At 53.6% G+C, this 12,932-nt stretch carries 11 protein-coding genes and 1 pseudogene; 11 read left to right on the top strand and 1 reads right to left on the bottom strand.

Features of this window, described 5'->3' with window-relative positions; all coding sequences use genetic code 11:
- Window positions 1–17 precede the first annotated feature (17 nt).
- The 9 genes from M5G17_RS07370 to M5G17_RS07330 all read left to right on the top strand — a co-directional run bounded on the left by M5G17_RS07370 (window position 18) and on the right by M5G17_RS07330 (window position 10,379).
- Entirely contained in the window at window positions 18–971 is a 954-nt protein-coding gene (locus tag M5G17_RS07370; protein ID WP_273892323.1) for a hypothetical protein, read from the top strand.
- Between the two features lie 243 nt (window positions 972–1,214).
- Window positions 1,215–2,249 (top strand): polysaccharide biosynthesis protein, encoded by a 1,035-nt coding sequence (locus M5G17_RS07365; RefSeq protein WP_273892322.1) that lies wholly within the window; start codon window positions 1,215–1,217, stop codon window positions 2,247–2,249.
- Between the two features lie 3 nt (window positions 2,250–2,252).
- Entirely contained in the window at window positions 2,253–3,365 is a 1,113-nt protein-coding gene (gene wbjC, locus M5G17_RS07360; RefSeq protein WP_273892321.1) for a UDP-2-acetamido-2,6-beta-L-arabino-hexul-4-ose reductase, read from the top strand.
- A 26-nt stretch (window positions 3,366–3,391) separates the two neighbouring features.
- Window positions 3,392–4,522: a non-hydrolyzing UDP-N-acetylglucosamine 2-epimerase gene (wecB, locus tag M5G17_RS07355; RefSeq protein ID WP_273892320.1), complete on the top strand. Its 1,131-nt coding sequence runs from the start codon at window positions 3,392–3,394 to the stop codon at window positions 4,520–4,522.
- 5 nt (window positions 4,523–4,527) lie between these two features.
- A complete protein-coding gene (locus M5G17_RS07350) occupies window positions 4,528–5,748 on the top strand; it encodes a glycosyltransferase family 4 protein (protein ID WP_273892319.1) in 1,221 nt (406 codons plus the stop codon).
- A gap of 51 nt (window positions 5,749–5,799) precedes the next feature.
- Window positions 5,800–6,396, top strand: coding sequence for a sugar transferase (locus tag M5G17_RS07345; RefSeq protein ID WP_273892318.1), 597 nt, complete (start codon window positions 5,800–5,802; stop codon window positions 6,394–6,396).
- Window positions 6,393–7,019, top strand: coding sequence for an acetyltransferase (locus M5G17_RS07340; RefSeq protein WP_273892317.1), 627 nt, complete (start codon window positions 6,393–6,395; stop codon window positions 7,017–7,019). Before M5G17_RS07345 ends, M5G17_RS07340 begins: the two co-directional genes overlap by 4 nt.
- 97 nt (window positions 7,020–7,116) lie before the next feature.
- The gene (locus M5G17_RS07335; RefSeq protein ID WP_273892316.1) at window positions 7,117–8,295 is read left to right on the top strand and encodes a DegT/DnrJ/EryC1/StrS family aminotransferase; all 1,179 of its coding nucleotides are present in this window, start codon (window positions 7,117–7,119) and stop codon (window positions 8,293–8,295) included.
- A gap of 86 nt (window positions 8,296–8,381) precedes the next feature.
- Window positions 8,382–10,379: a polysaccharide biosynthesis protein gene (locus M5G17_RS07330; RefSeq protein WP_273892315.1), complete on the top strand. Its 1,998-nt coding sequence runs from the start codon at window positions 8,382–8,384 to the stop codon at window positions 10,377–10,379.
- Window positions 10,380–10,503: 124 nt separating this feature from the next.
- Here the strand turns inward: M5G17_RS07330 and M5G17_RS07325 are convergent.
- Window positions 10,504–10,737, bottom strand: a pseudogene (locus M5G17_RS07325) (transposase); the annotation flags it as partial.
- A 286-nt stretch (window positions 10,738–11,023) separates the two neighbouring features.
- On the opposite strand from M5G17_RS07325, the gene M5G17_RS07320 reads away from it, so the two are divergent.
- Both M5G17_RS07320 and M5G17_RS07315 read left to right on the top strand, forming a co-directional pair.
- Window positions 11,024–12,322, top strand: coding sequence for a Wzz/FepE/Etk N-terminal domain-containing protein (locus tag M5G17_RS07320; protein ID WP_273892314.1), 1,299 nt, complete (start codon window positions 11,024–11,026; stop codon window positions 12,320–12,322).
- Between the two features lie 219 nt (window positions 12,323–12,541).
- Window positions 12,542–12,856 (top strand): ComEA family DNA-binding protein, encoded by a 315-nt coding sequence (locus M5G17_RS07315; protein WP_273892313.1) that lies wholly within the window; start codon window positions 12,542–12,544, stop codon window positions 12,854–12,856.
- Window positions 12,857–12,932: the final 76 nt, after the last annotated feature.

Below are 12,932 nucleotides of genomic sequence, written 5' to 3'. Positions count from 1 at the left end.
TATCAGTATTTTAATTGATGAAGATATCAGTCGATAAGTTGTGGGCTTTTTGCTGGGCTCTGCCAGTATTTGTATTAAGTGTTTTGGTGATGCCATATGCAACTGTGGGGGATCAGCAGTTCTATAGAGGCTTTTATGAAGGTGTAGGTGGTTTGCCGTTGTTGCAGGCCTTTGATTACTATCAAAATATGCTTGGGACGAGTGAGCCTGGTTATTTTTTGTTTGTTTATTCCGTTGCAGATTTTTTAAATAAAGACTGGGTGTTCTCGTTTGTAAATTTTCTCATGTTCTACTATTTGTTGGTTTGGGTGCGGAGTCATAATGTTTCGCGTCTTGTTGTTTTTTTGTTGTATGGTAATTTTTATATTTTTGTTTTGTTTTTTTCGGCTGAGCGTTTAAAGTTTGCCATTTTTATTTTTCTTTTTGGTTACTCGCTAAAAGGTTTGTCTCGATACTTTTTTTATGGTTTCTCGCTAATTACGCACGTTCAGTTCATTTTGTTGTTGGTGGGCACTCAAGTGCGTCGGGCCCTGACTGAGGTTCGGGGCTTGGCTAGGGGGAAGGTTGGGTTGTCCTTTCTGTCCTTTCTTTTTGTTTTGGTTGGCATGTCGATGTTGCTCTTTTTTCTTCGCGACCATATTGCCTCCAAGTTATCGTATTATTATGGTGCCTGGGGCGGTGCGTCGGCCATATTAAAGCCATTAGTTTTTACGTGCATGGCTGTTTTTTATGCGCCAGGCCGTAGGCTAGAGGCCTTCTTAGTGTCTCTTCCGATGCTCTTGGCGTCTTTTTTTATAGGCTCTGAACGCGTTGTAATTTTTTCCTATTTTGCTTTCATGTACTATGGGTTGCGCTACCGTAATGGATTCAATCTAGGCGTGATGGCGGTTGGGGTATTTTTCTTTTATAAGGGAATTTTCTTTGTTAGCAAGCTCATTGAGTTTGGTGATGGGTTTGCCGGTATTTATTAACTGATGCTTCTACCTGTTCGGCTCAGGTTCTACAGGGTGGTGCGGGGCGCTCTAGAATTTTTTTGATTTCCGTGATAGACTGGGATGTTAGTGCTCTTTTTGCGTGGAGGTCGAGTTGCCTGGATGGCTCTTTGAGAAAGCGTCGATTCCATAGAGGTCAGGCCTACTTGGCACCGGTGATTTGTTTCTACATAGGTTTGCCAAGGCGATTAAGCTTTCGCTTTGCTGACGGTTGGGGTGGGTATGTTCAAAGATAAGGTTTTGCTAATTACCGGTGGTACAGGTTCTTTTGGAAATGCTGTGCTAAAGCGCTTTCTGGATAGTGATATCTCCGAAATCCGGATCTTCAGTCGGGATGAGAAGAAACAGGACGACATGCGAAAGCGCTATGTCAGTGCAAAGCTGAAGTTCTATATCGGTGATGTGCGTGACTATCAGAGCATTCTCAATGCCTCTCGTGGTGTTGACTTTATCTATCATGCTGCCGCACTTAAACAAGTCCCTTCCTGTGAGTTTCACCCAATGGAAGCGGTGAAAACCAATGTGCTGGGTACGGAGAACGTACTGGAGGCAGCAATCCAAAACGGCGTCAAGCGTGTGGTTTGCCTCAGCACCGATAAAGCAGTCTATCCAATCAATGCCATGGGTATTTCCAAGGCAATGATGGAGAAGGTCATGGTGGCTAAGTCTCGGAATGTTGACGACTCGCGCACTGTAATCTGCGGCACTCGCTACGGTAACGTAATGGCATCCCGTGGTTCGGTGATCCCGCTGTTCATCGAGCAGATTCGCCAAGGTGTTCCGCTGTCGATTACTGATCCAAACATGACCCGCTTCATGATGACGCTCGCCGACGCAGTCGATCTGGTGCTGTATGCCTTCAAGCATGGTAACAACGGCGATCTGTTCGTGCAGAAAGCGCCAGCTGCCACGGTAGAGACGTTGGCTCAGGCGCTGACCCTGATGGTGGGTAAGCCTGAACATCCTATTCAGGTTATCGGTACCCGTCATGGCGAGAAGCTGTACGAAGCTTTGCTCAGCCGCGAAGAGATGGCGTGTGCCGAAGACATGGGCGATTACTTCCGTGTACCGCCAGATCTGCGCGATCTGAACTACAGCAAGTTCGTCGAGCAGGGTGAAGAAAAAATTTCCCACACCGAAGACTACAACTCGCATAACACTCAGCGTCTTGATGTTGCCGGCATGCAGCAACTGCTGCTGAAACTGGACTTCATGCGCGCTATCCAGCGTGGCGAGCATGCCACGCCGGAGGAGTGATCAATGAAGGTTCTGATTACCGGTATTAACGGTTTCATCGGCAGTAACCTAGTCGCTCACCTGCGCGAACGCAGTGATATCGAGGTGCTGGGTTTTGCTCGTGGTGATGACCCGGCCTTGCTGCAAGCCAGAGTCGCCGAAGTTGACTGCATCTTTCACCTGGCCGGTGTCAACCGTCCTCAGGACCCGGCCGAGTTCAAGAGTGGCAACAGCGACCTGACCCAGCAATTGTGTGATGCGCTGGGCGCTTGCGGAAGGAAGATCCCGCTGATCTATACCTCCTCGATTCAAGCTGATCGGGACAACCCTTACGGTCAGAGCAAGCTGGCTGCAGAAAAGTCGCTGGATGATCTGGCCGAGCGCCATGGCTGCCCGGTCTATATCTTCCGTTTGCCCAATGTATTCGGCAAGTGGGCGCGTCCCAACTACAACTCTGCCGTTGCCACGTTCTGCCATAACATTGCACATGATCTACCTATCCAGATTCATGATGAGTCGGCAGCGCTTACCTTGGTGTATGTTGACGATGTCGTTCGCCATTTCCTGGCGATCATGGAAGGCCAGGTAGCCGTACCGGGCAAGGTCGATGTCGAACCGGTGTATACCTCCACTGTGGGGGCTGTGGCCGAGCAGATCCGCGCATTTCGATCCAGCCGCGCGACGTTGATCACCGAGCCGGTCGGAACGGGTCTGGTGCGAGCGCTTTACTCCACCTACCTGAGTTACCTGCCAGCGGCATCGTTCACCTACGAAGTGCCCAAGTACGGCGACCCTCGCGGCGTGTTTGTGGAAATGTTGAAAACCCCGGATGCGGGGCAGTTCTCCTATTTCACCGCGCACCCGGGAGTTACCCGTGGTGGCCATTATCACCATTCGAAAACCGAAAAGTTTCTGGTGATCAAAGGCAAGGCCAGCTTCCGTTTCCGTCAGATCGTATCCGGTGAGTTCTATGAGCTCGAGACGACAGGCGAGACGCCGACCATTGTCGAGACCGTGCCAGGCTGGACTCACGACATCACCAACATTGGTGATGACGAAATGATTGTGATGCTTTGGGCAAATGAAATTTTTGACCGTGAACATCCGGATACTTACGCGCTGCCGTTGTGCCCGTGAGCGAGATGATTCAGGGAGAGAGCTTGATGAAAAAAATGAAAGTCGTCACCGTCGTCGGTACCCGTCCGGAAATCATTCGTCTGTCACGCGTAATGGCTGCACTGGACGAGCATTGTGAGCATGTCCTGGTGCACACCGGCCAGAACTACGATTATGAACTCAACGAGATATTCTTTCAGGATCTGGGCATTCGCAAACCCGACCACTTCCTCAATGCAGCTGGCGCCTCAGGCGCGGAAACCATCGGCAATGTGATCATTGCCGTCGATCGCGTTCTGGCCGAAGTCGACCCCGAGGCATTGCTGGTGCTGGGGGATACCAATAGCTGTATGGCCGTCATTCCGGCCAAGCGGCGAAAAATTCCTACCTTCCACATGGAAGCCGGCAATCGCTGCTTTGACATGCGTGTGCCTGAAGAGATCAACCGGCGAATTGTCGACCATACGGCTGACATCAACTTGACCTATAGCACCATCGCCCGGGACTACCTGCTTCGCGAGGGGCTTTCTCCTGACATGGTGATCAAGACCGGTAGCCCGATGTTCGAGGTACTTTCGTACTATCGGCCACGCATCGAAGCGTCGGATGTCCTGGAACGCCTTGGGCTGCAGGAAGGTCAATTCTTCGTGGTGAGCGCTCACCGTGAAGAAAACATCGAAGCTGACAAAAACTTTCTCAAACTGGTTGATGTTCTCAACACAGTTGCCGAGCAGTTCGATCTGCCAGTAATTGTGTCCACCCATCCGCGCACGCAAAAGCGCGTCGATGCCTTGGGTGTTACCTTTCATGCCAACGTCCGCTTGCTCAAGCCTTTAGGCTTTACCGATTACAACAAATTGCAGTTGTCGTCCAAGGCAGCGTTATCGGACAGCGGCACGATCAACGAAGAGTCGTCGATCCTCAACTTCCCGGCGCTGAACCTGCGCGAAGCCCATGAGCGGCCGGAAGGAATGGAAGAGGCTGCAGTAATGATGACTGGGCTGGAAGTCGAGCGCGTGTTGCAAGGTTTGCGGTTGATTGAAAGCCAGAGCCGTGGCGCGGCGCGCAACTTCCGGCTCGTTGAAGACTACAGCATGCCGAATGTCTCCGAGAAGGTCGTGCGGATCATTCACAGTTACCGTGACTACGTTATGCGCACTGTCTGGAGAAGGTACTAATCGGGATGGCCACTCGTGTTCTATTGCTGACTCAGTGGTTTGATCCTGAGCCGACATTCAAGGGGCTCGTTTTTGCTCGAGAGTTGGTTGCGCAGGGATTTGAAGTTGAGGTTGTCACCGGGTTCCCCAACTACCCCGGTGGCAAGCTCTATCCGGGATATCGGATAAAGCTCATTCAGCGCGAGGTCATCGATGGCGTCACCGTGACGCGGGTGCCGCTGTACCCGAGTCATGGGCAAAGCGGCATTGGGCGGGTACTCAATTACATTACCTTCGCTGCCAGCAGCCTGTTGTATGGGCTGTTTGGCGCGAAGAAGCCCGATGTCATTTATGCTTACCATCCACCGCTGACCGTCGGTATTGCGGCGGCCTTCATTCGCCTGCTGCGGCGTGTGCCGGTGGTGTATGACATTCAGGACATGTGGCCGGATACGCTCAGGGCGACGGGGATGTTTTCCAATGAGAAAGCACTCAGGGTGGTTGCCCGTGTGTGTGACTGGGTTTACAAAAGGGTTGACCAGATTGTCGTCTTGTCTCCGGGTTTCAAACGCTTGTTGATCGAGCGCGGTGTCCCCGCGCAGAAGATCGACGTGATTTACAATTGGTGTGCAGAAGACGTAGTGCGTGCGCCGAATGCCGAGCGGCCTGACAACTTCCCTGATGCCTCGCGGTTCAGAGTTTTGTTCGCTGGAAACATGGGGAAGGCGCAAGCGCTGGAAGCAGTCATCGGTGCAGCCGAATTACTCAAGTCTCGAGCGCCAGGACTGATGTTCGTCTTCCTCGGTGGAGGGGTAGAGGTTACGCGTCTGCAGGAGATGGCTGCGGCCAAGCAGCTTGATAACGTGGTTTTTCTACCTGGTGTACCGATGTCCGAGGTGGGGGCTTACCTTGCTCATGCCGATGCATTAATGGTGCATCTGAAGAAAGACCCATTGTTCACCATTACCATTCCATCCAAGACCCAGGCCTATATGGCCGCCGGGAAGCCCCTGCTGATGGCGGTGGATGGCGATGCAGCAGACCTGGTCGCAACCGCTGGCTGTGGTGTAGTCGGCGAATGGGAAAGCCCGGCGTCTCTTGCCGAGGCGGCGATAGCACTGATGCAGCTCACGCCAGAGGCGCGTCTGGAAATGGGTAAGAACGGTTACGACTACTACCAGCAAAAGCTTTCTTTGCGGGTCGGTGTCGAGCGATTTGGTGTGCACTTTAAGCGGTTGTCGAAGTAACCGGCTGACGTTGGAGTTGGTAAGCGGTATACCCATGGTTAGGGATTTCTCATGTTAAAACGTTGTTTCGATATCCTTGCCGCAGGTGCAGGGCTCATTGTCCTGTCGCCGGTGATCGCGGTGGTCGCCTACCTGATTCGCAAGCGACTCGGCTCCCCGGTGCTTTTTCGCCAGATCAGGCCGGGGTTGGACGGCAAGCCCTTCGAGATGGTCAAGTTCCGTACCATGCTCGATGCCCACGATTCCCATGGAAACCCGTTGCCTGATGCGCAGCGGATGACACCTTTTGGCAGTTTCCTTCGCTCCAGCAGTCTGGATGAGTTGCCTGAACTTTGGAACGTGGTCAAAGGTGACATGAGCCTGGTCGGCCCTCGGCCATTGCTGATGGAATATCTGCCGCTGTATGACGCCGAGCAGTTGCGCCGCCATGACGCCCGTCCGGGGGTGACCGGTTGGGCGCAGATCAACGGTCGCAACGCATTGTCTTGGGAAGAAAAATTCAGGCTGGATGTTTGGTACGTTGATAACCAGTCGTTATGGCTCGATATCAAGATCATTTTCCTGACAGTCAAGAAGGTCCTGGTCAGGGACGGTATCAGTGGTGAAGGGGAAGTCACCATGTCCAAATTTACCGGCTCCAAGAAATGAAAGTATTAGCGATCCTTGGTGCGAGTGGCCATGGCAAGGTAGTTGCCGACACAGCCGAATGTTCCGGTTGGGACATTATCGAGTTCTTCGATGATGCCTGGCCGGGGATAACCAGCAATGGTGCCTGGCCGGTAGTCGGCAGCAGTGCCGACCTGCTTGCCCGGATAAATGACTTTCAGGGTGTGCTGGTAGCGATTGGAAATAATACAATTCGTCAGCGGAAATTGGCTGAGTTGAAGGCTGCGGGGGCGTCGTTGCCGGTTTTGCAGCATCCAGCCTCAGTAGTCAGCCGTTACGCAAAGCTGGGGGCGGCAACCGTAGTGTTCGCCAATGCCGTGGTTAACGCCTACGCGACCCTTGGCGAGGGGTGCATCGTCAATACTGGCAGCAGCATTGATCACGATTGTGTTCTCGGCAATTGCGTACATATCTGTCCAGGTTCCAGATTGGCGGGGATGGTCAACGTTGGGGATTTGAGCTGGATTGGCATTGGTGCTTGCGTTCGTCAAGTGCTGGAGATTGGTTCCAGTGTGGTCGTGGGTGCCGGCGCCGCTGTAGTTTGTAATATCTCTGATAACATGACCGTAGCAGGGGTGCCTGCACGAGTTCTAGTTCGCCGCTGAGACACGCTGAGTCAATGGACGGTCTGGGCACATGTTACCAAGTGGCCCGTTGAATTGCCGACAGCCCCTTTTCAATTCCGGATAGCAGGTAAACGCTGTGTTGAATACCCCTTTTTCTCCTTGGCCTTCCTTTACCGAAGCAGAGGCCGAGGCTGTTCGCAATGTGGTGCTTTCCAACAAGGTCAACTATTGGACTGGACAGGAATGCCGCGAGTTTGAAAAGTCCTTTGCTGCCTGGGCTGGAACGGAATACGCCATCGCCTTGGCGAACGGCACCGTAGCCCTTGACCTGGCATTGCATGCGCTGAATATCGGTGCGGGTGATGAGGTCATTGTTACCCCGCGAACTTTTCTCGCTTCGGTATCGAGTATTGTCAACGCCGGTGCAGTGCCGGTATTTGCCGATGTCGACCGCGACACTCAGAACATCACCGCTGAAACCATTGCAGCAGTGCTGACCCCCCGTACCCGCGGCATCATCTGTGTCCATCTGGCCGGCTGGCCGTGTGATATGGACCCGATCATGGCGCTGGCAGCCAAGCACGATCTCAAGGTCATCGAAGACTGCGCCCAGGCGCATGGTGCGCATTACAAAGGCCGCCCAGTAGGTTCGATTGGTCATGTCGGCGCCTGGTCGTTCTGCCAGGACAAGATCATGACCACGGGCGGCGAGGGTGGCATGGTCACCACCAATGATCGTGATTTGTGGAAGACCATGTGGGCATTCAAGGACCATGGCAAGAGCTGGGAGGCGGTTTACGAACGTGAGCATGCCCCAGGCTTTCGCTGGTTGCATGAGAGCTTCGGTACCAACTGGCGGATGCTGGAGGTGCAGGGCGCAATTGGCCGCATTCAACTGGAACGGATGCCGCAATGGCAGGCTGCTCGCCTGAAAAACGCGCAGAAGATCTGGCATTGTGCCGAAGCCCTTGAAGGGTTGCGCGTACCTACCATCCCCGCGCAAATTACTCACGCCGCTTACAAATGCTATGTGTTCGTTGAGCCTCTGGCCCTGGCTGACGGCTGGACCCGCGATCACATCATTGCCGAGGTTGTCGCGCGTGGTGTGCCGTGTTTCGCCGGTTCGTGCTCTGAGGTGTATCTGGAGAAGGCTTTTGACAATACTGGCTGGCGTCCTGATGCGCGCCTGCCCGTGGCGCAGGAATTGGGAGAGACTAGCGTGATGTTCCTCGTACACCCGACCTTGACGGACGCCGAACTGGCGCAGACCTGCTCAACGCTGCAGGCGGTCATGGCACTGGCAACAAAAAAATAAACCATTCATCCGTCCAGTCACGGCCAATGGAAGGTTCATTTCAAGTATCACGTGTATTCAGGGGAAAGTGGTGAGGTTCACTAAGGATGATTGACAGTTTTCGTAATTGGCTATTGAGCCTGCCTCGCCGGCAGAAGCGGCTGATTCAGGTAACGACAGATACGCTGTTGGTCTGGGGCGCATTGTGGCTGGCCTTCGTGGTGCGTTTGGGCATTGACGAAATGGCTAATCCAGTCCTCGAACATCCTTGGCTGTTTTTCATTGCACCGGTTGTTTCCATTCCCCTGTTCATTCGCTTTGGCATGTATCGGGCGGTGATGCGTTACTTTGGCACCGACGCCTTGATTGCGATCATCAAAGCGGTGAGCTTGTCGGCCCTGATACTGGGCGTGGTAGTTTACTGGTACAGCAACCATCAGAACGTCGTGCCCCGTTCGATCATCTTCAACTACTGGTGGTTGAGTCTGATCATGGTAGGCGGCTTGCGCTTAGGCATGCGTCAATACTTTCTCGGCGATTGGTTCACGGCGGCTCAGCATGTTCCGTTTACCAGTCGTGATGATGGTCTGCCCAAGGTCGCCGTTTATGGGGCCGGCGCTGCTGGCAACCAGCTTGTGGCCGCCTTGCGTATGGGCAAGGTCATGCGCCCGGTGGCGTTCATTGACGATGACAGCAGTATTACTGATCGAGTGATCTCTGGCCTTCAAGTCTATAAGCCCCGGCACATTCAACGCATGATCGATGTAACCGGCGCTCAGGAAGTGCTGCTGGCAATTCCATCTGCTCCGCGTGGACGGCGGCGGGAAATTCTCGGCTACCTTGAAGCGTTTCCGTTGCATGTTCGCAGTGTGCCGGGTTTTATGGACCTGGCCAGTGGGCGTGTGAAGGTCGACGACATTCAGGAAGTCGACATCGCCGACCTGCTGGGACGGGATTCGGTCCCGGCCCAGGCTGATCTGCTTGAACGGTGCATTGCTGGCCAATCGGTGTTGGTGACCGGTGCGGGTGGTTCAATCGGATCGGAATTATGTCGACAGATTCTCGGTCTCGGCCCGAAAACATTGATCCTGTTCGAACACAGCGAGTTCAACCTCTACAGTATCCTCTCCGAGCTGGAGCAGCGTGTTACCCGGGAGTCGCTATCGACGCGTCTGTTGCCGATCCTCGGCTCAGTGCGTAACCAGCCCCAACTGCTCGATATCATGAAGACCTGGCGGGTCGAAACGGTGTATCACGCCGCAGCCTACAAGCATGTGCCCATGGTTGAGCACAATATCGCCGAAGGCGTGTTGAACAATGTAATCGGTACGCTCAATACCGCCCAGGCTGCTTTGCAGGCAGGTGTTTCAAACTTTGTCCTCATCTCGACGGACAAGGCGGTACGCCCGACCAATGTGATGGGCAGTACCAAGCGTCTTGCCGAAATGACGCTGCAGGCGTTGAGCCGTGAGGTGGCCCCCGTGTTGTTTGGCGACGCGAGTAATATCTCGCAAGTTAACAAGACCCGGTTCACCATGGTCCGCTTTGGCAATGTTCTAGGGTCCTCCGGCTCGGTAATTCCATTGTTCCATAAGCAGATCAAGGCTGGAGGCCCACTGACTGTCACCCACCCGAAGATCACCCGTTACTTCATGACCATTCCCGAGGCCGCGCAGTTGGTCATCCAGGCCGGCTCGATGGGGCAAGGGGGCGATGTCTTTGTTTTGGATATGGGTGAGCCGGTAAGGATCGTCGAACTGGCAGAGAAAATGATCCATCTCTCGGGCCTGAGTGTCCGCTCGGAACGCAACCCCCACGGTGATATCGCCATTGAGTTCTCTGGCCTGCGCCCGGGTGAGAAACTCTATGAAGAGTTGTTGATTGGTGACAATGTGGTTGCCACGCGGCATCCGATGATCATGAGTGCACAGGAGGACTTCCTGTCCTGGGACGTCCTCAAGGAGCGGCTCAATCAATTTCTTGAAGCGGTTTCTGCGGATGACTACAACCGCGTACGGCAATTGTTGCGTGAAACGGTGAGTGGCTACGCACCGGATGGCGAAATAGTTGACTGGATCTACCAGCAGCGCCGTCTCGATCCTTGATCAATATATGAAGAGGCAGATCGTTATCAGATCTGTCTCGTTTTAGTACCCGCTTGTACTTCCATCCCCTCTGCACACCACTCGTGCATACAGCACCTAAAAACTGGCGCAGAATGGTCGTCTAAGACAACGCTTCTTCCAGTGCCGGGTCGTTGTAGCCGAGCCAGTTCTGCATTGGATTTACATAAAGCATCGGCATCAGGGGATACGCCGGACGGCCACCGTCACCTCTTGGGTAGCGCGGCTCGATCAGGGCGATCAACCCCTTCCTGGGCGCCACCTGATCCATTTCAATCAGTAACAACTCTTTGCGTTTCTGCTTGCACTTATCGGCGTGTTCGGCGTCGGCAAAGGTCATCTGTTTCGTTAGGTGTCTCGGCGTTTGAGGTGATGCATTTTGCCAAATCTGGAAGCCGTCATCAGAGTTTCCCTTGCGATCTTTGGGTTGGGAATTATTCCTACAAAGACCGGTCGTACAGTGGCTTGACTTAGCGGAAGATGGCACAATGCCGGCTTTTATCGTCTGATGATAGGGAAGTTTCTCCAGGATCGAGTCAATGGGGTATGGAACGCACCCTATCAGAATTTTGGTGACACTTTGCCTTTCGTTGGAGCCATTGAAACTCGACCAAGCAGGCATGTGCGTGACCAGCATTTCCCGTGTACTTCCCGTAGGCCAAAGCAGCGACATCGATTTGATAGCCGTGCTTCAAAGCCTTTGGAAACAGAAATTTCTGATTGCTGCTTTTTCTCTGGCGGTAGGGGCAGTGGCGGGAGTCTATGCTTTCCTCACCACTCCAGAGTACAAGGTCAGCACCACACTGCGGCCTGCCGCACTCAATGATCTGGATGCCCTTAACCGCTCCGGCGTTTATTCGCTGCCGCGCGAAAAGGCGTTGATCAGCGTAGGCGCCGCGCTGGATTCCTACGATGTACGCTTAGGTTATTATCGCGCCAATCCACAGCTATTTGCCCCTTTGCGGGAAGAAGGGCAGACGGAAGAACAAGCCTTCGAAGAGTTCAATCGCAACTCCCTCAAGCTGGTGCTGCCTGACGCCAAGAAGGAGCTTGATCTGCTGAGCGCCTATATCGGCTTGGAGTTGCGCTATCCAAAGAATGTCGAGGGTGGGGAAATTCTCAATGGCTTCGTCAAGTACGCCATCGAATCTGAGCGGCAGCAAGTGGCTGCGGACTTGTCGGTCATCATCAAGAACCGTTTGAACGAACTTGAGGACAAGCTGGATGCTGCCCGTGCTGCATATGAAGCGGACAAGGAGTCAAGAATCGCCACGCTGCTGGAGAAGGACAATCTCGAGCGCGCACAATTGCAAGATGAGCTTCGGGCGCTGCGTGTTCAGCTCAAGTCGCGGCGTGCCGAGCGAATTGCCCTGTTGAGCGAAGCCATCACCATCGCTCGCTCTCTGGGGTTGAAGAAGCCTTCTACCCCCTCATCCATGGCCAGCGAAGGCGAATCGGGTGGCAACGTAATCCGCACTGAGGTCAACAATCAGCAAATCCCGCTGTATTTCATGGGTACCGATGCCCTGGAAGCCGAACGCAATGTCCTTCGTCAGCGGACCTCCGATGATTTTACCGAGCCGCAGGTGACGCAGATTAATAAAGCGCTCATGCTGCTGAAGAACAACCGTCTTATCGAATCATTGAAGCAGCGCGAAAACGAAGATGTGTTCTTGCAGAACATCGAGCCTCTGCGTTCTGAAATGGCGCGCTTGAACAAGCTTGACTTTGATGTGAAGCGCTTGAATCTGGTCACTATCGACAAGTACGCGCTGCAACCCCTCAAGCCCATTTGGCCGAAAAAATCCCTGATGATTATGACCGGCTTGATGCTGGGTGCCATGCTAGGGGTTTTGCTGGCCATCATTCTGCATGCTATCGCTCAGCGTCGCAGAGACCTTGAAAGATTTACAAAGAACGTTTGATCGGCAACCCTCTGTTGCTTTCAGTACACTGAAAAAGGTCGCCCACGGGCGACCTTTTTCATGGTGTCATCGCCTTCACCCTCACGCACACAGTGTTCGGACTCGTTTAGTAAAACAATCCGCTTTGAAGACATTTGCGTCGATACTCCTGCCGGTCTAGGTTTCGGTAGCAGCCAAGGAAATGCTGCTTTGCAAATTCATAACCAAGGAGTTTCAGCCATGCGTAACACGGTCCTGTCGTATCTCTTTCTGCCCCTGTTCACTGCGGTCTCGCTTTCGGCAATGGCTGCGCAAGTGCAAGTCGAGCCAACGGCCGCCATGGTGACTCTGCCGGCAGCCAAGCTCGACTTGAACCATGCCGACGCCACAACCCTGCAATCAACCCTGGTCGGCATCGGCAAAACCAAGGCCGAGGCCATCGTCGCCTACCGCAATGAGCACGGTGCCTTCACCTCGGTGGATGAACTGCTCGAGATCAAAGGCATCGGCAAGGCTTTGCTGGACCGTAATCGGGATAAGCTCACAGTCAATTGATTATCGACTGGGAAGGGGCCGGTCATCGACCGGCTTTTTCATTTGTGCGTGATGTTTTGTATGCGATCCATGAACC

The organism is Pseudomonas rubra (assembly GCF_028656935.1).
Lineage (GTDB): Bacteria > Pseudomonadota > Gammaproteobacteria > Pseudomonadales > Pseudomonadaceae > Aquipseudomonas > Aquipseudomonas rubra.
Note: the sequence above shows the minus strand (reverse complement) of the source record. Positions and strands in the feature narration are given on the sequence as shown.